This is a genomic window from Type-D symbiont of Plautia stali (assembly GCF_001485335.1).
Taxonomy (GTDB): Bacteria; Pseudomonadota; Gammaproteobacteria; order Enterobacterales; family Enterobacteriaceae; genus Pantoea; species Pantoea vagans_C.
In genome coordinates this window covers 1-20,595 of the sequence record NZ_BBOC01000093.1, presented here as the reverse complement: position 1 = coordinate 20,595, position 20,595 = coordinate 1, and the positions used below count along the sequence as shown (strand labels likewise).

Genomic DNA, 20,595 nt, shown 5'->3' with positions numbered 1-20,595 from the left:
TCAATGCGCACCCTACAAAACCACGCACGACCGGTGTAGGGTCGCCATTAATGGCGACCTTTTTACGCCGTCACATCATCCTGGCGCAACACGCGATGACCATGCGCGATCAATGCGTCGGTCACGCTGCGCATCAATCGGCTCTCCGGCGCGAAGCGGTGCCAGTAAAGCATACGGCGCTGATACAGGCCTGGCGTTAAATCCACCAAATCACCTTGCGCCAGTTCGCGTTCAATCTGCAGGTGCGGGATCATACAGCACACCGAACCCTGACGTGCCAACTGCACAAAGGCTTCTGACGAGTTAACGATGTGGCACGGCACGCTGCCGGGCGACAGATCAAAGTTCTGCTGTAAAAACGCCTGATGCATATCATCAAGGTGGTCAAACGCCACTGCTGGGGCTTTCAGCAAAGCTGAACGCGTCACACCATTGGGGAAGTAACGTGCGGCAAAGTCGGGCGAAGCACAGAACAGATAATCCAGCGCACCTAACTGATCCACCAGGCAGCTTGGCAGCGGCTGTGGCTGGATACTCACCGCACCCACCACTTCACCACGACGCAGACGTTCCTGAGTGCGGGTTTCGTCTTCTACCTGCAAGTTCAGGCGCACTGGCGAATCCGCCAGCACATCTTTCAGCGCGGGCAGCAACCAGGTGGCCAGACTGTCGGCGTTGACCGCCAGTGACAGCAACAATGGCGTGCCGCCGCTGTTATCATCACCCAGCCACTCCTCTTCCAGCAGCTCAACCTGATGCAATAACGCCAGCAGTTTCTGCCCTTGTTCTGTCGGACGCGGCGGCACGGTGCGCACCAGCAGCGGCTGACCAAATAAATTCTCTAACTGTTTAATGCGCTGAGACACCGCGGACTGCGTGATGCAGAGTTTTTGGGCGGCGCGCTCAAAGCCGCGCTCACGAATCACAGCATCCAGCGCCTGAAGCGTTCGATAATCCGGGCGTTTCATTTTTTTCTCTCTCGTTCAGGATGGAAAGTACTATGCCACAAAACGGTAATATTGTGCTGCGGTGGTTTTTTGCGGGCTGGCTTCCAAAGGATTAAATCGATGCATCAACAGCCGCGCAATTTTACGACGCCTTGTTTTATACTACGCGCACTTCGATGTCGCACAGGTTTTAAACATATCATGACCCAGGATGAACTGAAAAAAGCAGTAGGTTGGGCAGCGTTGCAGTACGTTGAGCCAGGCACAATTGTGGGCGTTGGCACCGGTTCTACTGCGGCGCATTTCATTGATGCGCTCGGCACCATGAAGGATCAAATTGAAGGCGCGGTTTCCAGCTCGGAAGCCTCGACCGAAAAACTCAAAGCGTTAGGCATCCATATCTTTGACCTCAATGAGGTGGATGAGCTGTCGGTTTATGTCGATGGTGCGGATGAAATCAATCCACAGATGCAGATGATCAAAGGCGGCGGTGCCGCGCTGACCCGCGAGAAAATCGTGGCGGCGGTGGCGAAGAAATTCGTCTGCATCGCAGATGCCTCCAAAGAAGTCGATGTGCTGGGTCATTTCCCGTTACCGGTGGAAGTGATCCCGATGGCGCGTTCGTTTGTGGCACGTGAACTGGTGAAGCTGGGTGGCTTGCCAGAGTATCGCCAGAACGTGGTCACTGATAACGGCAACATTATTCTCGACGTGCATAATCTGCGTATTCTTGACCCGATTGCATTGGAAAAAACCATCAATGCGCTGCCTGGCGTGGTGACGGTTGGCCTGTTTGCCGCGCGTGGGGCTGATGTTGCGCTGATCGGCACCGCAGATGGCGTGAAAACCATCACTAATTGATCTGTCCGGCGCGCAGCCCGCGCCGGTTATTTCCATTCGCAAAACATCTTTTCTCGCCAGGGTGAAATTTGGTGACTTATGTCACAAAAGATTCATCAATCGCGGGTTCGTACTTCGCGGAACACGCATGTCACGATTTTGTACGGCATTGTGCTGCCTGAGCGTGGGCGCATGCTGGTGGTGAGGCAATCGTTTGTATTGCTGCGCACGAAATTTTTGATATTTTGGCAGAAGGCTAGCTTATGGTAGTCCTCATTGAATTCAGAATAGGGTCGGGAAATGGCAAAGGTATCACTGGAAAAAGACAAGATTAAGTTCCTGCTGGTGGAAGGCGTTCACCAGAGTGCACTGGATAATCTGCGCGCTGCAGGTTACACCAACATCGAATTCCATAAAGGGGCACTGGATGCGGAGTCGCTGAAGTCCTCGATTCGCGATGCGCACTTCATTGGTATCCGTTCCCGTACCCAACTGACCGAAGAGATTTTTGCGGCAGCTGAAAAGCTGGTGGCTGTAGGTTGCTTCTGTATCGGAACCAACCAGGTTGACCTGGGTGCAGCAGCGAAACGCGGTGTGCCGGTATTCAACGCGCCATTCTCTAACACCCGTTCAGTGGCTGAGCTGGTGATTGGTGAAATGTTGCTGATGCTGCGCGGCATTCCTGAAGCCAACGCCAAAGCGCACCGTGGTATCTGGAATAAAGTGGCCAACGGCTCCTATGAAGCACGTGGTAAGAAGCTGGGTATCATTGGCTACGGTCATATCGGTATGCAGTTGGGCGTGCTGGCAGAAAGCCTGGGCATGCACGTCTTCTTCTACGATATCGAGACTAAACTGCCGCTGGGTAACGCGACTCAGGTGCGTCATCTGTCTGACCTGCTGAATATGAGCGATGTGGTCAGCCTGCACGTGCCAGAAAACCACACCACGCAAAATATGATCGGTGCTGATGAGCTGGCGCTGATGAAGCCGGGTTCACTGCTGATCAACGCCGCACGCGGCACCGTGATTGATATCCCGGCGCTGTGCAATGCGCTGGCGAACAAACATCTGGCAGGCGCGGCGATCGACGTGTTCCCGGTTGAACCAGCGACCAACAGCGATCCGTTCAACTCGCCGCTGTGTGAGTTCGACAACGTGATCCTGACGCCACACATTGGTGGTTCTACTCAGGAAGCGCAGGAAAATATCGGTCTGGAAGTCTCTGGCAAGCTGGCGAAGTACTCTGACAACGGTTCTACGCTGTCTGCGGTTAACTTCCCAGAGGTATCACTGCCGATGCATGCTGCCAGCGCCAGCCGCTTACTGCACATCCACGAAAACCGTCCAGGTGTGTTGACTGCGATTAACCAGATCTTTGCTGAGCAGGGCATCAACATTGCCGCCCAGTATCTGCAAACATCCCCGCTGATGGGCTATGTGGTTATCGACATTGATGCGGAAGAAGATGTGGCGGATAAAGCGCTGCAACTGATGAAAGCGATTCCGGGCACCATTCGCGCCCGTCTGCTGTACTGATTTGCTGCCATCGGGCGCGCCAAGGCGCGCCCCTCTCAAACCGCTACGCGTTATCCCACTGCCACAATTTTGACGGTGTCAAAATGGCGGGCAACGGCACATCCCACGCAGCCACCGGCAATGCCTCCACGCGCTGACAATCGTGGGCAATTCCCATCGGTAAAAAGCCATGCTGCTGCCAGTATTGCAGTGTGCGATCGTAAAATCCGCCCCCCATCCCCAATCGCTGTCCCTGATGGTCAAATGCTACTAACGGCACCAGCATCACATCTAACTGGTCAAGTGTGGCCATCTGGGTGATATCCAGTGGTGGCTCGGGAATGCGTAATTTGTTGGGATTGAGCGGCGTATCCGGGGTGTAGCGCAGAAACAACAGATTGCCCGGCGCAAAGGGGTGCAGCACTGGCAGGTAAACCTGTTTTTTCTGCTGCCACAGTTTGGCAATCAGTGGGCGAGTGCTGATTTCACCATCCACAGACAAGAACAGTGCGATGCGCTGTGCGTTGGCAATGGGTGCGAAATTGATAGCGTGCTCAGCCAGCAGATCGGCGGCTTGTTCCTGTTGCTCAGACGTAAGATTACGGCGCAGATGGCGCACATGCTGACGAATGTCCTGACGGTCGAGAAGGGAGGGTGCTGACATGATAACCCCGGCAGAGTCGGCTGTTGCCAGCCACTATATCATACCGGGAATTAACAGGTTGGAACTAAGAGAGGATCTCCGAGATGCCGCCGCAGGCTGTAACCCTTGAACCCATGGTTCAAGGTGAACATGCCGTCACAATTATTAGGCTTCTCGGACGGACCGAGCATGCGCACAAATTGTGGATCGTCACATTCTGTTGGTATTAAATATCGGCTCAGGGGACGGGCCCGCTTGCAAACATCTCAGAGAAAATTGACTTCACCGTCACTCTACCACGAGTACCATGAAGTGTTATTCGAATTTAGGGCCCTGGCGATCAGTTATGCGACCTTGCTCAACTAATGCTTGTTCAATCGTCTGCTGCAGCATGCGGATACGTTGTTCCATGTTTGCTGCATAGTCGCGCGTTTTGCCTTTTTCCTGTGCCAGTTCATGGCAGATGTTTAAGGCGGCGATGAACACCAGTTGCTCTGTATTGGTGACTCTAGTGCGAACTTTTAAATCTTGCAACCGTTGATTGAGATCCTCTGCTGCCAAATTCAGCGCTTCTTGCTGTTCAGGCGGACAATTCACTCTCAATGAACGACCAAAAATCTGAATATCTACCGGTTGTGCAGACATGCCACCATCCTAACTGATTACTTCGTTCGCTCTCCCTTACCGTTCAATGGGTTGGGAGGTGCGCAACTATATATACCCGAGTTATAAGTTACAACCCCTTTTCTGGAAACTCAGAGGCACCTGGTGGTAGCATAACACGAACTTATTCTGCCAACGACGACCAAAGCTTATGTCATTACAGAACGCAACTCCTGGTTACAACGCGCTTGCCGCGGCACTCTCACAGCAAGGTGTCGGTATGACACCTGCCGAAATGCACGGATTACTCTCTGGCATTTTGTGCGGTGGCAATCAGGACACCAGCTGGAAAACCCTGGTCCATGACCTCACCAACGAAGGCATGGCGTTTTCGCAAAGCCTGTCTCAGCCTCTGCAGGCGCTGCATGAGAGCCTGGCAAGTACGCTGGAAGACGAAGGATTTATGTTCCAGTTGATGCTGCCGGAAGATGACGACATCACTGTGTTTGACCGTGCCGATGCACTTGCGGGCTGGGTGAATCACTTCCTGCTGGGATTAGGGGTGACGCAGCCTAAGCTGGAAAAAGTGACCGGCGAGACCGGTGAAGCCATTGACGATTTGCGCACTATCGCGCAACTCGGTTATGACGAAGACGAAGATCAGGAAGAGCTGGAGCAGTCACTGGAAGAGGTGATTGAGTATGTGCGCGTGGCAGCGTTGTTGTGCCATGACACCTTCGCGCGCGCGCAAACGCCAACCGCACCTGAAGTTAAAAAGCCTACGTTACACTAAGCGCGTCATTGCGGGCGGTTGTGCCCGTTTCAACAGGGAGTGCAAACATGATTACACTGGAAACTTTCCAGCAACGTCGTCAGGCGCTGATTGCCCGTATGGCGCCTGGCAGTGCCGCTTTGATTTTTGCTGCACCTGAAGTGACGCGCAGCAACGATACCGAATATAACTTCCGCCAAAACAGCGACTTCTGGTATTTCACGGGCTTCAATGAGCCGCAGGCGCTTTTGGTGTTGATCAAAAGCGACGACAAGCATAATCACAGCGTTTTGTTCAATCGTGTGCGTGACCTGACGGCAGAGATCTGGTTTGGTCGCCGCCTCGGACAAGACGCCGCCCCCGCGAAGCTAGGTGTGGATCGCGCCTTGCCGTGGGATGACATCGGTGAACAGCTGCATCAGTTGTTGAACGGCCTGGATGTGGTCTATCACGCCCAGGGTGAATATGCAGAATCTGATCAGCTGGTGTTCAGCGCGCTGGAAAAACTGCGCCGTGGATTCCGTCAAAATTTGAGCGCACCGGCCACGGTCACCGACTGGCGTCCGTGGGTGCACGACATGCGCCTGTTTAAAAGCGAAGAAGAGATCGAAATTCTGCGCCGCGCTGGAAAAATCAGCGCGTTGGCACATACCCGCGCGATGCAAACCTGCCGCCCCGGTATGTTCGAATATCAGCTGGAAGGCGAAATTCATCATGAATTCAATCGCCACGGCGCGCGCTTCCCGTCTTACAACACCATCGTCGGCTCGGGTGAAAACGGCTGCATTCTGCATTACACCGAAAACGAAAGTGAAATGCGTGATGGTGACCTGGTGCTGATTGATGCTGGCTGTGAGTTTCACGGTTATGCCGGTGATATCACCCGTACCTTCCCGGTGAACGGCAAATTCACCCAGCCACAGCGCGAGATTTATGACATCGTGCTCGCCTCTCTCTACAAAGCACTGTCAATGTTCCGCCCAGGCATCAGCATCCACGACGTTAATGACGAAGTGGTGCATATCATGATCACCGGCCTGGTTGATCTCGGCATTCTTGAAGGCAACATCGATACCTTGTTTGAAGAGCAGGCACATCGCCCCTTCTTCATGCACGGTTTGAGCCACTGGTTGGGGCTGGATGTGCATGATGTTGGCCATTACGGCACGCCGAGTCGTGACCGTATTCTGGAGCCGGGCATGGTGCTGACGATTGAACCGGGTCTGTACATTGCGCCCGATGCTAAGGTGCCGGCGCAATATCGCGGCATTGGTATTCGTATCGAAGATGACATCGTGATCACTGCGGACGGCAATGAAAACCTCACTGACAGCGTCGTCAAAGACGCCGATGCGATTGAAGCATTGATGGCGGCGGCACGTCACGCATGAGCATTGTAATTGCAGGTGGCGGCATGACCGGCGCCACCCTGGCATTGGCGATTTCGCACCTTACGCAAGGTCAGTTGCCCGTCACCCTGATCGAACGCAGCCTGCCGGATAGCCGTGCACATCCCGGCTTTGATGGACGCGCGATTGCGCTGGCGGCGGGCACCTGCCAGCAGTTGGCGGATATTGATCTGTGGCGTTCACTCGCTGATTGCGCTACGCCCATCACCGATATTCACGTCTCCGATCGCGGTCACACCGGCTTTGTTCAGTTGCAGGCGGATGATTATCAGCTCCCGGCACTCGGCCATGTAGTGGAGTTGTATGATGTGGGACAGCGCCTGTTTCAGCGTCTGAAAAGTGCGCCGGGCGTGACGGTGCGTTGCCCCGATTATGTCACCGCAGTATCGCGCAGTGCAGAGTCGGTGCAGGTGACGCTCAACAGCGGCGAACAGCTGGAAGCTGCGTTAATGGTGGCGGCGGATGGTTCTCGTTCGCCGCTGGCAGCCTCTTGCGGCATCACCTGGCAGCGCGACGATTACCAGCAGCTGGCGGTGATTGCCAATGTCACCACGCAATTGCCGCATCAGGGGCGCGCGTTTGAGCGCTTTACTCAGCACGGCCCACTGGCGTTGCTGCCGATGTCTGGCAATCGTATGTCGTTAGTGTGGTGCCATCCGGTTGAGGCTGAAGCAGATATTAAACAGTGGGATGATGCTACCTTCCTGCGCACGCTCCAGCAGGCATTTGGCTGGCGGCTGGGGCGCTTTACCCACACCGGGCAGCGCGAAGTCTATCCGTTGGCACTACAAACCGCCGAACGTCAGGTGGCACACCGTCTGGCGCTGGTGGGCAATGCGGCACAGACGCTGCATCCTATCGCGGGCCAGGGCTTTAATCTGGGGCTGCGTGATGTGATGTCTCTGGCGGAAACGCTGGCAAGTGCGCATCGTCGTCAGCAGGACGTTGGGAGTTATGGTGTGCTGCACCATTTTGCCGCGCGTCGCCAACCGGATCGGGCCGCGACCATTGGTGTCACCGATGGCCTGGTGCGGCTGTTTGCCAACCGTTATGCGCCCTTAGTGGCGGGAAGAAATCTTGGGCTGGTGGCAATGGACCATCTGCCATGGCTGCGAAACCCACTTGCCGCGCGGACGCTCGGCTGGGTCAAGCGTTAAGCATGAATTAAGGGGCAGCAATGCAAACATTTGATGTGGCCATCGCCGGTGGCGGCATGGTAGGTCTGGCCGTCGCCTGCGGATTGCAGGGCAGTGGCTTGCGCGTTGCCGTGCTGGAAAAAGCACCTGAGCCACAATTTGATCCCGCGAGCGCCGCGTCGATCCGTGTGTCTGCCATCAACGCGGCCAGCGAACGTCTGCTGCAAAAACTGGACGTCTGGTCCAGCATCCTCGCGCTGCGTGCCAGTGCTTATCACGGCATGGAAGTGTGGGATCAAGATAGCTTTGGTTCGATCAGTTTTGATGATGAGCAGCAGGGGCTGTCGCACCTTGGCCACATTATTGAAAATGAGGTGATTCACAGCGCGTTGTGGCAGCGCGCCAGCCAGTGCAGTGATGTGACCTTATTTGCTCCAGCGCAGTTGCAGCAGGTGGCATTTGGCGACAACGAAGCCTTTGTCACACTGCAGGACGGCAGCATGATGAGTGCGCGCTTACTGATTGCCGCAGATGGTGCTAATTCCTGGCTGCGAGATAAAGCAGATATTCCGATCACTTTCTGGGATTACGATCACCATGCCTTGGTGGCGAATATTCGCACCGACATGCCGCACGATGCGATTGCGCGTCAGGTGTTCCACGGAGACGGCATTCTGGCGTTTCTGCCGATGCAAGACCCGCACCTGTGCTCCATCGTCTGGTCTCTGTCGCCACAGGAAGCGGCGCGGATACAGTCCATGCCGGAAGCCTTGTTCAATCAGCAACTCTCCGTTGCCTTTGATATGCGCCTCGGTCTGTGCCACGTTGAAAGTGAGCGCAAAACCTTCCCGCTGATGGCACGTTACGCGCGTAATTTTGCCGCACATCGTCTGGCCTTGGTTGGCGATGCTGCGCACACCATCCATCCACTGGCGGGGCAGGGGGTGAACCTCGGCTTTATGGATGCCGCTGAACTGATTGGTGAAATTCGCCGTTTGCAGCAGGAAGGTAAAGATATCGGTCAGCATCTGTATCTGCGTCGCTATGAGCGCAGCCGTAAACACAGCGCCGCCATGATGCTGGCGGGGATGCAGGGATTCCGCGAGTTATTTGCCGGCACCCATCCAGCAAAAAAACTGCTGCGTGATGTCGGATTGAAACTGGCCGATACGCTGCCGGGCGTAAAACCGATGATGCTGAAACAGGCAATGGGGCTGAACGATATGCCCAGTTGGATCCGCTAAACTTCCCCTTTCTGTCCGGGCGGCCTTCGGGCCGCCCTCTGAGCCACGACCTACACTCATTTTATCCCTGTAAGTGGGCCCTTGAGCTGCTCGCTGGCGCCCGCCCGAACTCCTGATAAAAACGTCTTCGCACCACGCTGGTGCGCACCTGCACCCAAATTGCGCCTCGTTTGATTTATTCTAATTTCACCCATCAATTCGCATTAGTTTATCTCATGCCAATGCTTGCGGGTTACCGAACCATTTCCGCGCCTTAGGACGTGAGTTCCATTATCTGGCTGGTTTAATGTATCAGTAACGTATTTTGTGCGCGGTTAATCACAAAATTGCAGTGAATTATGCTGATTGATATTCGGTGTATCACGGAATGATGGTAGTGTTTCGCCCTCGTTTTCCTTATGGTTAATCGCCGCATTCGGTGGTAACTTCAGCACAAAGAGAACGTTTGCGTCAGCCTTAAAAGGTGACGCAGGCGCGTCACGCTCACTTGTTTTCACAGGATGGTTATGACTCAGCAAACGCCTCTATTCGAACAGCATCAGGCATGCGGTGCTCGCATGGTGGACTTCCATGGCTGGATGATGCCACTGCATTACGGCTCACAAATGGATGAGCACCATGTGGTGCGTAACGATGCCGGCATGTTTGATGTTTCCCACATGACCATCGTCGATCTGCGCGGTGCGCGTACGCGCGAGTTCCTGCGCTATCTGCTGGCCAATGATGTCGCCAAACTGACCCAGCCGGGTAAAGCCCTGTATACCGGTATGCTGAATGCTTCTGCTGGCGTCATTGATGATTTGATTGTTTACTTTATGACCGAAGACTTTTTCCGTCTGGTGGTGAATTCCGCCACGCGTGAGAAAGATTTGGCATGGATTAAACAGCACGCGCAGCCGTTTGGCGTCGAACTCACTGAGCGTGATGATCTGTCGCTGATTGCCGTGCAGGGCCCTAACGCACAGCAGAAAGCCCAGACGTTATTCAGCGATGCACAGCGTCAAGCCGTTGCCGGTATGAAACCCTTCTTCGGGGTACAGGCGGAAAACCTGTTTATCGCCACAACCGGTTATTCCGGGGAAGCGGGTTACGAAATCGCCATGCCTAACAGCGAAGCGGCTGACTTCTGGCAGAAACTACTGGCCGCTGGGGTAAAACCTGCGGGTCTGGGCGCGCGCGATACGCTGCGTCTGGAAGCCGGTATGAACCTGTATGGCCAGGAGATGGATGAAGGCGTTTCACCGCTGGCTGCCAACATGGGCTGGACCGTCAGTTGGGAACCCAGCGATCGTGATTTTATCGGCCGTGAAGCCCTTGAATCCCAACGTGCGAAAGGCACTGAAAAGCTGGTTGGATTGATCATGACCGAAAAAGGGGTGCTGCGTAACGGCTTGCCGGTTCGCTTCACTGACGAACAAGGTCAGCCGCAGCAGGGTATTATTACCAGTGGTTCCTTCTCCCCGACGCTGGGTTGCAGCATCGCGCTGGCACGTGTGCCAGCAGGCATTGGTGAGCAAGCGATTGTAGAGATCCGCAATCGTGAAATGCCGGTGAAAGTGACTAAACCGATTTTTGTTCGCGCCGGTAAGCCGGTCGCTCAGTAATTTTTTTCAGGAGAAATGGCGATGAGCAATGTGCCTAATGAATTGAAATACCGCGATAGCCACGAGTGGGTGCGTAAAGAAGCCGATGGCACCTTTACCGTGGGTATCACCGAACACGCTCAAGAACTGCTGGGCGACATGGTGTTTGTTGACCTGCCCGACGTTGGCGCGACTTTTGCTGCCGGTGACGACTGTGCCGTGGCGGAATCCGTTAAAGCCGCATCCGATATCTATGCTCCACTGAGCGGTGAAATCGTGGCGGTTAACGAAGCCTTAGCTGACGCGCCGGAGCTGGTAAACAGCGAACCCTACGCCGAGGGTTGGCTGTTCCGTATCAAAGCCAGCGACCTGTCAGAACTTGATTCAATGCTCGATGCCGATGCGTACAAAGGCGCCATCGACGAGTAACCGGTAGCCACAGAAGGTGCTGCAATGCGGCACCTTCTTTTTTATCTGCCTGATTTTATGCCGTTTTGCCACCCAGCCCGATTCAGGATTTACTGCAAATGACCCAGACTCTCAGCCAGCTTGAACACAACGGTGCTTTCATTGAGCGCCACATCGGTCCTACCCCCGCGCAGCAGGCCACCATGTTGGAAGCGATTGGTGCCAGTTCGCTGTCATCATTGATCAGCGCGATTGTTCCTGCCGACATCCAACTGCCAGGCCCACCTGCAGTAGGTGATGCCGCGACCGAGCAGCAAGCGCTGGCAGAGTTGAAAGCCATTGCCAGTCAGAACCAACGTTACAAATCCTGGATCGGCATGGGCTACAGTGCGGTGATCACTCCGCCGGTTATCCTGCGTAACATGCTGGAGAATCCAGGCTGGTACACCGCATACACCCCTTATCAGCCGGAAGTGTCACAAGGCCGCCTGGAAGCGCTGTTGAATTTCCAGACCCTGACGCTCGATTTAACCGGACTGGATATCGCCTCTGCTTCACTGCTGGACGAAGCCACTGCCGCCGCTGAAGCGATGGCGATGGCAAAGCGCGTCAGTAAACTGAAAAACGCCGGTAAATTCTTTATCGCCGACGATATCCATCCACAAACGCTGGACGTGGTGCGTACCCGTGCTGAAACCTTTGGTTTTGAGCTGATCATCGATCGCGCCGACAAAGCGCTGGATCACGACGATCTGTTCGGTGTGCTGCTGCAGCAGGTCGGCACCAGCGGTGAAGTACATGATTACCGCGCGCTGATGACTGAGCTGAAAAGCCGCAAAGTGGTGGTCAGCGTTGCCGCTGATTTCATGGCGCTGGTGCAGTTAGAAGCTCCGGGCAAACAGGGCGCGGATATTGTCTTTGGTTCTGCACAGCGTTTTGGTGTGCCGATGGGCTATGGCGGTCCGCACGCCGCCTTCTTTGCCAGCCGTGATGAGCACAAGCGTTCCATGCCGGGCCGTATCATCGGTGTCTCGCGTGATGCAGCAGGCAACACCGCATTGCGTATGGCGATGCAAACCCGTGAGCAGCACATTCGTCGCGAGAAGGCGAACTCCAACATCTGTACTTCACAGGTGCTGCTGGCCAACATCGCGGGTCTTTATGCGGTCTATCATGGCCCTGATGGCTTGAAGCGCATCGCTTCACGCATCCACCGTTTGACCAGCATTCTGGCCGCCGGTCTGCAAAATGGCGGCTTGAAACTGCGCCACGCCAGCTGGTTCGATACTTTGACCGTTGAAGTGGCTGATAAGGCCGAAGTGCTGAATCGTGCGCTGAGCTTCGGTGTTAACCTGCGTAATGACGTGCTCAACGGCGTGGGTATCACCCTTGATGAAACTACTTCACGTGAAGATGTGCAGGCGCTGTTCGCCATTCTGCTGGGTGATGCGCATGGTCAGGATATTGACGCGCTGGATGCCAGCGTTGCCGCTGAAAACAGTGCTATTCCAGCGGGTATGGTGCGTGAAAGCGCCTTCCTGACCCATCCGGTGTTCAATCGCCATCATAGCGAAACCGAGATGATGCGCTACATGCACAGTCTGGAGAAAAAAGATCTGGCGCTGAATCAGGCGATGATCCCATTGGGCTCATGCACCATGAAACTCAACGCCGCAGCGGAAATGATCCCGATCACCTGGCCTGAATTCGCCGATCTGCATCCGTTCTGCCCAGCCGATCAGGCTTCAGGTTATCTGCAAATGATTGGCCAGCTTTCTCAATGGCTGGTGCAACTCACCGGTTACGATGCACTCTGCATGCAGCCGAACTCCGGTGCGCAGGGTGAGTATGCCGGTCTGCTGGCGATTCGTCGCTATCATGAGAGCCGTAACGAAGGTGGACGTAATGTTTGCCTGATCCCAAGTTCTGCTCACGGCACCAACCCTGCATCTGCACAGATGGCGGGCATGGCGGTGGTTGTGGTGGCCTGTGATAAACAAGGCAACATCGACCTGGGCGATCTGCGCGAGAAAGCGGCTCAGGTGGGTGATGAGCTCTCTTGTATCATGGTGACCTATCCTTCGACGCACGGTGTTTACGAAGAAACTATTCGTGAAGTGTGCCAGATCGTGCATCAGTATGGCGGCCAGGTGTACCTCGATGGCGCCAACATGAACGCTCAGGTGGGCATCACTACCCCAGGTTACATCGGCGCAGATGTCTCGCACCTTAACCTGCACAAAACCTTCTGCATTCCACACGGCGGTGGCGGTCCGGGTATGGGTCCAATCGGCGTGAAAGCGCATCTGGCCCCGTTCGTACCTGGCCACAGTGTTGTGCAAATTGATGGTGTGCTGACGCAACAAGGTGCGGTTTCCGCGGCACCGTTCGGTAGCGCCTCCATTCTGCCGATTAGCTGGATGTACATCCGCATGATGGGCGCGGAAGGCCTGAAGCAAGCCAGCTCGGTTGCGATCCTTAATGCCAACTACATTGCCAGCCGTCTACAATCCGCTTATCCGATCCTGTATGCGGGTCGTGATGGTCGCGTCGCGCACGAATGTATTCTCGATATTCGTCCTTTGAAAGAGCAAACCGGTATCAGCGAACTGGATATTGCCAAGCGCTTGATCGATTACGGCTTCCATGCACCGACCATGTCATTCCCGGTGGCGGGCACGCTGATGGTTGAGCCAACCGAATCGGAAAGCAAAATCGAGCTGGATCGCTTTATCGATGCGATGCTGTCTATCCGCATGGAGATTGACCGCGTGGCCGATGGCGAATGGCCAGCCGATGACAACCCGCTGGTGAACGCGCCGCACACGCAGATGGAGATCGTCGGCGACTGGGCGCACCCCTACACCCGTGAGCTGGCGGTGTTCCCGGCAGGCAGCGCTAACAAATACTGGCCAACCGTGAAGCGTCTGGATGATGTGTTTGGTGACCGTAATGTGTTCTGTTCATGCGTTCCGATGAGCGAATACATTTAGCCGTTATAGTTTGAGCCGCAGCGGCGTTCACCACGGTCACATTACTGATGTAAGCCCCGTGGATGAACACGCTTGCCGCCTTGCTGCAACGCATACTATTTAAGCTAAACTGCTTCAGTGGAAAAATCCTGAGGGCCGAGAAATCGGCCCTTTTCATTTTGGAGGCATCATGGATCTGGCATTAGTCACTGGCGGTAGCCGGGGTATTGGACGGGCGACGGCGCTTCTGTTGGCACAGGCTGGCTATCGCGTGGCGGTCAATTATCGCCAGCGTGAAGCTGAGGCTCAGCAAGTAGTAGATGAAATTGCAGCGCAAGGCGGCAGTGCTTTTGCCGTGCAGGCGGATATCGCGGATGAAGCCCAGGTGGTGCGCATGTTCCAGCAGCTTGATCAACAAGATGGCAAACTGCGCGTGCTGGTCAACAATGCCGGAATTTTGTTTACCCAGTGCCGCGTTGAGGATCTCGACGCCGAACGTATTCAACGTGTATTCGCCACTAACGTCACCGGAACCTTTATCTGCTCTCGTGAAGCGGTCAAGCGCATGAGCACCGCGCATGGCGGGCAGGGCGGCGCGATTGTTAATGTCTCTTCTGCTGCCTCACGCCTGGGGGCGCCAGGCGAATACGTTGATTACGCGGCGTCTAAAGGTGCGATGGATACATTGACTAAAGGATTATCACTGGAGGTGGCGGCACACGGCATTCGCGTCAATAGCGTGCGACCAGGATTGATCTACACCGAAATGCATGCCGATGGCGGTGAACCGGGAAGAGTGGATCGGGTCGCTGGCTCTCTGCCAATGGGGCGCGGCGGTCAGGCCAAAGAAGTCGCCGAGGCGATTCTCTGGCTGGCGAGTGATGCCGCTTCCTATGTAACCGGCACCTTTATTGATGCGGCGGGTGGTCGTTAAATTCTGATCTGTTAGGGTAATCTGTAGCGGCGCAATTCATTGCGCATCTCGCCGCAACGCCACCGCTGCGGGCAAGCGCGATAAATCGCGCCGCTACAGATTCACGCAGATAACGTATCAGCGCAATTCATTGCGCGCCTTACAGCTCCGCGCCATTACTCGCAATCACCTGCTGATACCAGGCAAAACTCTTCTTCTTCGAACGGGCAAAATCACCGCTGCCATCATCGTTCTTATTAACATGGATAAAGCCATAACGCTTATTGTACTGGCCGGTGGTGAACGACACACAATCAATACAGCCCCAAGGCGTATAGCCCAGCAGATCCACGCCATCCAGCGCCACGGCTTTCTTCATCTCTTCGATGTGTGCGCGCAGATAATCAATGCGGTAATCATCCTCAATAAACCCGTCAGCATTCGGCTTATCAATCGCACCAAAACCATTCTCAACGATAAACAGCGGCTTTTGATAACGCTCATACAGCGAGTTCAACACATAGCGCAGGCCCACGGGATCGATCTGCCAACCCCAGTCAGAGGCTTTCACATGTGGATTCGGCACCACGCCCTCAAAGCCGGTAATCGGGTCGTCCACGCCGCTGGCTTGGGTATTCACCGCGTTGCTCATGTAGTAGCTGAAACCTACGTAATCACAGCAACCCTGACGCAGCGTGTCGGCATCTTCTGGGTGCATCTCAATCTGATAACCTTTGCGCGCCCACTCTTTCAGGGTGTAGGCAGGATAGGCACCGCGCATCTGCACATCACTGAACACATAGCGTTGATGCATCGATTCCTGCGCCAGCATCACATCATCAGGATGGCAAGAGAACGGGTAGACCGGCACCATGGCAATCATGCAGCCAATCTGGAAGCTCGGGTTGATTTCGCGGCCACGTTTCACCACTTTGGCGCTGGCAACGAACTGATGGTGCATCACCTGATACATCATCTGCTCCGGTTTTTCGTGCTCGGTAAACACCACGCCAGAGCAGCAATAACCAAACAGCGGATACTGCCAGTTACGCTGGTTATTGATTTCGTTGAAGGTCATCCAGTATTTCACTTTGTGCTGATAGCGCGTCATAACGACTTCACTGAAGTGCACAAAGAAATCGACCACTTTACGGTTGGACCAACCGCCGTACTCTTTGACCAAGTGATAAGGCATTTCAAAGTGGGAGAGGGTGATCACCGGTTCAATGCCGTGCTTCAGCAGCTCATCGAATAGGTCATCATAGAATTGCAGGCCCGCCTCGTTCGGCTGTTGCTCATCCCCATTCGGGAAGATGCGCGTCCAGGCAATCGAGGTGCGGAAGCACTTAAAGCCCATTTCGGCAAACAGTGCTACGTCCTGTTTATAGTGAGAATAGAATTCGACAGCCTGATGATTGGGGTAGTATTTATCGGCCTCAACGCGAGAGGTAATCACGCGATCCACGCCATGTGCACCACCGGTCAGCACGTCGGCAATACTGACACCTTTACCGCCCTGATCCCAACCGCCTTCAACCTGATGTGCGGCAACCGCGCCACCCCAAAGAAACCCTTTCGGTAATTGCAATCCTTCACTCATCGGCATACCCCATTACACTGTTTGCGAAATAACTCACTGCCTGCAGTGTAACCTGCCAATAATGGAAGTCACGATATAACACCCTTAAGAATTAGGTGATTTGTCACAGCTAAAAAACAGGGTGTTTTATATAGCAGTGGCGCGGGAAATATAGCGACCCAGCGTTTCCAGAATATAGATCACCGGCACTTGTGTGGTGATATTGAGGCGGTCACCCAGTTTCATCTGCGGCATATGATACGAAAGATTGAAGTCCGCCATTTTTGCCAGTGAGCAGCTTTCATGGTTGGTTATCGAAATGATTTTGCAGTGATTCAGGCTAAACTGGCTGGCAAAACGCAGGATTTCTTCAGTCTCACCGGAGACCGATAAAATAATGGCCAGCGCATTTTCGTACGCGCTATTACTGACCGGATAATAAGGGTCGTCAATGTGATGGCTGAATTTTCCAATATTAGAAAAGTAGCGCGCAGCATATTTACCCAGACTGCCAGAAGTGCCTGCCCCAATAAAGAAAATATGCTCGGCTTGCATAATCATCTGCGCGGCTTGCGCGATCTGCTGCTCAAACTCATCGTTATGAATACTTTTGAAAAAGCTGAGCATTTCACCGACGCCAGACGGCATCAACTCAGGCGCTGCTTGCTCCTGTGCCAGACGAAAACGGATGCGGAATTCTGACCAGCCTTCACAGTGCATTTTGCGGCAGAAACGCAGCACGGTGGTGGTGGAAACCGCTGCCTGAGCGGCCAGTTCGCGAATCGTCATATAACTGACACTTTCCCGATGTTTGATGATGAAGTGGTAAACCTGCATCTCAAGGTCATTCAGGCTGGACAGATCGCGGTGTGAAAACATGCAGGCGGCACTCATCGGCAAAATGAGCGGCCAGTGTAACAGATTGAACGTGCGGCGGGTCGTAACACTCCTACATAGAATTATTTTAGCGTACAGGTGTACTCTGAAATTTTTCCTGGTTACTCTGATGCACAGAAAAAGCACAGCTCTCTCTACATTGTTCAGGAATGAAGCGCATGGCACAGAATCGACTTATCGCTCAGGGCTACTCGTTAGCTGAAGAGATTGCCAACAGCATTAGCCACGGGATTGGCTGTATTTTCGGGGTTGTCGGTTTGGTATTGTTGTTAACGCAAGCCGTTGACATGCGAGCCGATATCACCGCCATCACCAGTTACAGCCTGTATGGCGGCAGCATGATCTTGCTGTTCCTCGCCTCGACGCTCTATCACGCGATTCCATATCAGAAAGCGAAGCACTGGCTGAAGAAATTCGACCATTGCGCCATCTATTTATTGATTGCGGGCACTTACACACCTTTCCTGCTGGTGGGGCTGAAATCGCCGCTGGCGCAAGGGTTAATGGTGGTGATCTGGAGTCTGGCGCTGGCGGGGATCATCTTCAAACTCACCATCGCGCACCGATTTAAAATTCTCTCGCTGGTGACCTATCTCAGCATGGGATGGTTATCGCTGGTGGTGATTTACCAGCTTGCCACCAAGCTGGCAGCGGGTGGAGTATGGCTGTTAGCGGCCGGTGGGATTGTCTATTCGCTGGGGGTGATTTTCTACGTCTCGCGCCGCATTCCCTACAACCACGCTATCTGGCATGGCTTTGTATTGGGCGGCAGCGTATTGCACTTCTGCGCGATCTATTTTTATGTGATGTAAGCTGGTCGCCATAAATGGCAACCCTACGACCATCGAGCGCAATATGAGTAGGTTACGCGATCATGCGCAGCAGCATACATATTCATTTTGGGCTTAGCGGAGCTGCATTACGTCATAAATGGTGACTCAACAGCGGATGACGATAGTCGTAGGGTGCGCATTCATGCGCACCTGGCATTAGCTTTAATCCACCAACGAATACGGCAATGGCTGAATCGTCAGCTTACCGCCTTCATCCCCTTCCACACGCAGCACGCTGTCTGGCTCCAGATCGTTGTTCATCACCACTTGCACCCACACGCTGCCATCATCCAGCTGGACGCCGCTCAGCACGGTGCCGGTACGACGCCATTTATCGCCCATCTGCAGTTCCATTGAACCGTCAGCCTGGGGGACTTTGCTGGCCGTGCCTGCCAACCAATAGAGGGCGCGCTTGTTGGCACCACGGAATTTCGCACGGGCCACCATCTCCTGACCGGTGTAACAGCCTTTTTTGAAGCTGATCGCGTCAAGGGCTTGCAGGTTAGTGGCCTGCGGAATCAACTGCGCACTGGTCGCGCTTTCGATCACCGGAATACCTGCTTCAATGTCCAAAGCCAGCCACTGTTGGCTGTCATTAAACTGTGCGGTTCCCGCCAGCTTCTCTTTTAAAGATTCTGCCTGCGCTCGGGTGGTCACCAGCAGGAAGCGCTCGGCAGGTTGGGCGAACCACAGCAGCGTGCTGTCATCCTGCTGCACCACCGGTGTTTCAGCATCCGGCAGTACCGGGAACAGGTCCGCCAGTGCGGCGCGTGCCTGGAAGCCCGCGACACCCAGCAGTACGGCTTCGTTATCCGCAGCAATAGTGACTTTGGCAAACACCGCGTATTTCTTCAGTTCGGTAAGCTGCTGTTCATGCAGATTACGGCGCACGATATAGGCATAACCCTCACCGCGATGGAACAGACGCAGGTTGCTCCACATTTTGCCTTTGGCATCACAATGCGCGGCAGGGCGATGCTGCGTAGCGTCCATTGCGGCGACATCCAGCGTCAATTGACCTTGCAGATAAGACGTACTGTCTTTTCCCTGCACGGCAACCAGCGCCCACTCATCAAGCGACATCAGGGTTAAAGGCAAGCGTGACGCCGCAGCAGGCTGGCGTGGTGGAAGGGTAAAAATCGGCATGTGTGCATCCTGATTAATAACGATAATGCTTCCAATGTTAAAAGAGCAGTGCGGGTTTGCAACCTGTTTACCGAATCTGGCGCACAAATCGCGTGATAACCCTGCAATGGGTGAAACTGCTTTGCGTCATATCGCGCAGCATGAGGCACAGCGCCTGCAGTGTTTTCAAAAAGCAGGTACACTGAGCGCCACTGTTTTCAGCCATGGAAAAATGACACATGGATATTCATGATAAAGCTCGCGTTCAGTGGGCGTGCCGCCGCGGCATGCTGGAGCTGGATGTCTCCATCATGCCGTTCTTTAAATTTGAGTATGATTCGCTGACCGACACCGACAAGCAGGTGTTTATTGCTCTGCTGAAGAGTGACGATCCAGACCTGTTTAACTGGTTGATGAACCACGGTGAACCGGCCGATCCCGAGTTCAAACGCATGGTGCAACTGATCCAACAGCGCAACCGTGAACGCGGTCCGGTACCAATGTGATTTGCAGGCGTCACGCAGTGCCAGAGCACTGAACGTGGCGCTGTTTTTACTGGTCGCTGGCGTGTTGATGAGCCTCCGTTGGCCTGCCGAATGGCAATGGGGGCAAGTGCCTGTATTGCTGCTCCTGCTGCTTGAGTGCTGGCACAACGAACGACGCTTGATGCAGCGTACCGGTCGTTTAGTGCTGGATGATCAGGGAAACTGGCTGTGGCGTGGAGAGCACTGGCGATTGGCGCGAAAAGCGGACTGGCTAGCCTGCGGCGTACTGCTGGAGTTGCGTAATCCGCAAGGCAAACGCTGGCGGCTATGGTTGATGCATGACAACCTGCCGCCAAACGAATGGCGCACATTGCGCGCCTGCTGTTTGCTTCGAGAGGGCGCTGCGGCCTAGAGCAGCGCAGCCGTTTCGGTCAGAACCTGTTCACACCACTGTTCAACACGCTCTTCACTCAATTCGAACTGATTGACATCATCGAGCGCCAGGCCGACAAACTGGGTACCGTCAGCGGTGAGCGGTTTCTTGCTGGTAAACTCGTAGCCTTCTAATGGCCAGTAACCGACAAACTGCACGCCCATCGGTTGCAGCAATTCATGCAGCATCCCCAGCGCATCCAGGAACCACTCCGCGTACTCCATTTGGTCGCCCATACCGTACAGCGCCACAATC

The 20,595-nt window shown here is 54.5% G+C and carries 20 protein-coding genes and 1 other RNA gene; 13 read left to right on the top strand and 8 right to left on the bottom strand.

Annotated elements, in window-relative coordinates; all coding sequences use genetic code 11:
- Positions 1-62 precede the first annotated feature (62 nt).
- Positions 63-968 carry a LysR family transcriptional regulator ArgP gene (locus PSSD_RS22105; RefSeq protein ID WP_039331873.1) on the bottom strand — a complete coding sequence of 302 codons (906 nt, stop codon included), beginning with the start codon at positions 966-968 and terminating at the stop codon, positions 63-65.
- 180 nt (positions 969-1,148) lie between these two features.
- On the opposite strand from PSSD_RS22105, the gene rpiA reads away from it, so the two are divergent.
- Together rpiA and serA are read left to right on the top strand one after the other, a co-directional pair.
- Positions 1,149-1,808 (top strand): ribose-5-phosphate isomerase RpiA, encoded by a 660-nt coding sequence (gene rpiA, locus PSSD_RS22100; protein ID WP_039331870.1) that lies wholly within the window; start codon positions 1,149-1,151, stop codon positions 1,806-1,808.
- Between the two features lie 279 nt (positions 1,809-2,087).
- Positions 2,088-3,326, top strand: coding sequence for a phosphoglycerate dehydrogenase (serA, locus tag PSSD_RS22095; protein WP_039331868.1), 1,239 nt, complete (start codon positions 2,088-2,090; stop codon positions 3,324-3,326).
- Between the two features lie 43 nt (positions 3,327-3,369).
- Here the strand turns inward: serA and PSSD_RS22090 are convergent, their stop codons facing one another.
- The 3 genes from PSSD_RS22090 to zapA form a co-directional block, all read right to left on the bottom strand.
- Positions 3,370-3,969, bottom strand: coding sequence for a 5-formyltetrahydrofolate cyclo-ligase (locus PSSD_RS22090; RefSeq protein ID WP_058973696.1), 600 nt, complete (start codon positions 3,967-3,969; stop codon positions 3,370-3,372).
- Between the two features lie 71 nt (positions 3,970-4,040).
- Positions 4,041-4,224: non-coding RNA, 6S RNA (ssrS, locus tag PSSD_RS26245), on the bottom strand.
- A 39-nt stretch (positions 4,225-4,263) separates the two neighbouring features.
- Positions 4,264-4,593 carry a cell division protein ZapA gene (gene zapA, locus PSSD_RS22085; protein ID WP_039331864.1) on the bottom strand — a complete coding sequence of 110 codons (330 nt, stop codon included), beginning with the start codon at positions 4,591-4,593 and terminating at the stop codon, positions 4,264-4,266.
- A 169-nt stretch (positions 4,594-4,762) separates the two neighbouring features.
- Here zapA and PSSD_RS22080 point away from each other — a divergent pair, with 169 nt between their 5' ends.
- From PSSD_RS22080 to PSSD_RS22045, 8 genes are all read left to right on the top strand, one after another.
- Positions 4,763-5,344, top strand: a complete 582-nt coding sequence (locus PSSD_RS22080) for a YecA/YgfB family protein (RefSeq protein ID WP_039331862.1) — start codon at positions 4,763-4,765, stop codon at positions 5,342-5,344.
- 47 nt (positions 5,345-5,391) lie between these two features.
- Positions 5,392-6,714, top strand: a complete 1,323-nt coding sequence (gene pepP, locus PSSD_RS22075) for a Xaa-Pro aminopeptidase (protein WP_082672344.1) — start codon at positions 5,392-5,394, stop codon at positions 6,712-6,714.
- Positions 6,711-7,889 (top strand): 2-octaprenyl-6-methoxyphenyl hydroxylase, encoded by a 1,179-nt coding sequence (ubiH, locus tag PSSD_RS22070; protein WP_058973695.1) that lies wholly within the window; start codon positions 6,711-6,713, stop codon positions 7,887-7,889. The genes pepP and ubiH overlap by 4 nt, the downstream gene beginning before the upstream one ends.
- Positions 7,890-7,909: 20 nt before the next feature.
- Positions 7,910-9,112 (top strand): FAD-dependent 2-octaprenylphenol hydroxylase, encoded by a 1,203-nt coding sequence (gene ubiI, locus PSSD_RS22065; RefSeq protein WP_058973694.1) that lies wholly within the window; start codon positions 7,910-7,912, stop codon positions 9,110-9,112.
- A gap of 506 nt (positions 9,113-9,618) precedes the next feature.
- A complete protein-coding gene (gene gcvT / locus PSSD_RS22060) occupies positions 9,619-10,716 on the top strand; it encodes a glycine cleavage system aminomethyltransferase GcvT (RefSeq protein WP_058973693.1) in 1,098 nt (365 codons plus the stop codon).
- A 21-nt stretch (positions 10,717-10,737) separates the two neighbouring features.
- A complete protein-coding gene (gcvH, locus tag PSSD_RS22055; RefSeq protein WP_058973692.1) occupies positions 10,738-11,124 on the top strand; it encodes a glycine cleavage system protein GcvH in 387 nt (128 codons plus the stop codon).
- A 98-nt stretch (positions 11,125-11,222) separates the two neighbouring features.
- Positions 11,223-14,096, top strand: a complete 2,874-nt coding sequence (gene gcvP / locus PSSD_RS22050; RefSeq protein ID WP_039331851.1) for an aminomethyl-transferring glycine dehydrogenase — start codon at positions 11,223-11,225, stop codon at positions 14,094-14,096.
- 169 nt (positions 14,097-14,265) lie between these two features.
- Positions 14,266-15,009, top strand: a complete 744-nt coding sequence (locus PSSD_RS22045) for an SDR family oxidoreductase (protein ID WP_058973691.1) — start codon at positions 14,266-14,268, stop codon at positions 15,007-15,009.
- Positions 15,010-15,148: 139 nt separating this feature from the next.
- Here PSSD_RS22045 and PSSD_RS22040 read toward each other — a convergent pair whose 3' ends face one another.
- Both PSSD_RS22040 and PSSD_RS22035 read right to left on the bottom strand, forming a co-directional pair.
- A complete protein-coding gene (locus tag PSSD_RS22040; protein WP_058973690.1) occupies positions 15,149-16,588 on the bottom strand; it encodes a 6-phospho-beta-glucosidase in 1,440 nt (479 codons plus the stop codon).
- 126 nt (positions 16,589-16,714) lie between these two features.
- Positions 16,715-17,446 (bottom strand): MurR/RpiR family transcriptional regulator, encoded by a 732-nt coding sequence (locus tag PSSD_RS22035; protein WP_058973689.1) that lies wholly within the window; start codon positions 17,444-17,446, stop codon positions 16,715-16,717.
- A gap of 176 nt (positions 17,447-17,622) precedes the next feature.
- Here PSSD_RS22035 and trhA point away from each other — a divergent pair, with 176 nt between their 5' ends.
- On the top strand, positions 17,623-18,276 hold the full coding sequence (gene trhA / locus PSSD_RS22030; RefSeq protein WP_058973688.1) for a PAQR family membrane homeostasis protein TrhA: 654 nt from the start codon (positions 17,623-17,625) through the stop codon (positions 18,274-18,276).
- Between the two features lie 183 nt (positions 18,277-18,459).
- Here the strand turns inward: trhA and ygfZ are convergent, their stop codons facing one another.
- On the bottom strand, positions 18,460-19,443 hold the full coding sequence (gene ygfZ, locus PSSD_RS22025) for a tRNA-modifying protein YgfZ (RefSeq protein WP_039331841.1): 984 nt from the start codon (positions 19,441-19,443) through the stop codon (positions 18,460-18,462).
- A 218-nt stretch (positions 19,444-19,661) separates the two neighbouring features.
- Here ygfZ and sdhE point away from each other — a divergent pair, with 218 nt between their 5' ends.
- Positions 19,662-19,928, top strand: coding sequence for an FAD assembly factor SdhE (sdhE, locus tag PSSD_RS22015; protein WP_039331837.1), 267 nt, complete (start codon positions 19,662-19,664; stop codon positions 19,926-19,928).
- Positions 19,903-20,319: a protein YgfX gene (locus tag PSSD_RS22010; protein WP_058973687.1), complete on the top strand. Its 417-nt coding sequence runs from the start codon at positions 19,903-19,905 to the stop codon at positions 20,317-20,319. Before sdhE ends, PSSD_RS22010 begins: the two co-directional genes overlap by 26 nt.
- On the opposite strand, the gene PSSD_RS22005 is transcribed toward PSSD_RS22010, so the two are convergent.
- Positions 20,316-20,595 (bottom strand): NADPH-dependent FMN reductase family protein (locus PSSD_RS22005; RefSeq protein ID WP_201023844.1); only part of this gene is annotated, 280 nt, incomplete at its 5' end. The two genes, PSSD_RS22010 and PSSD_RS22005, sit on opposite strands and share 4 nt — an antisense overlap.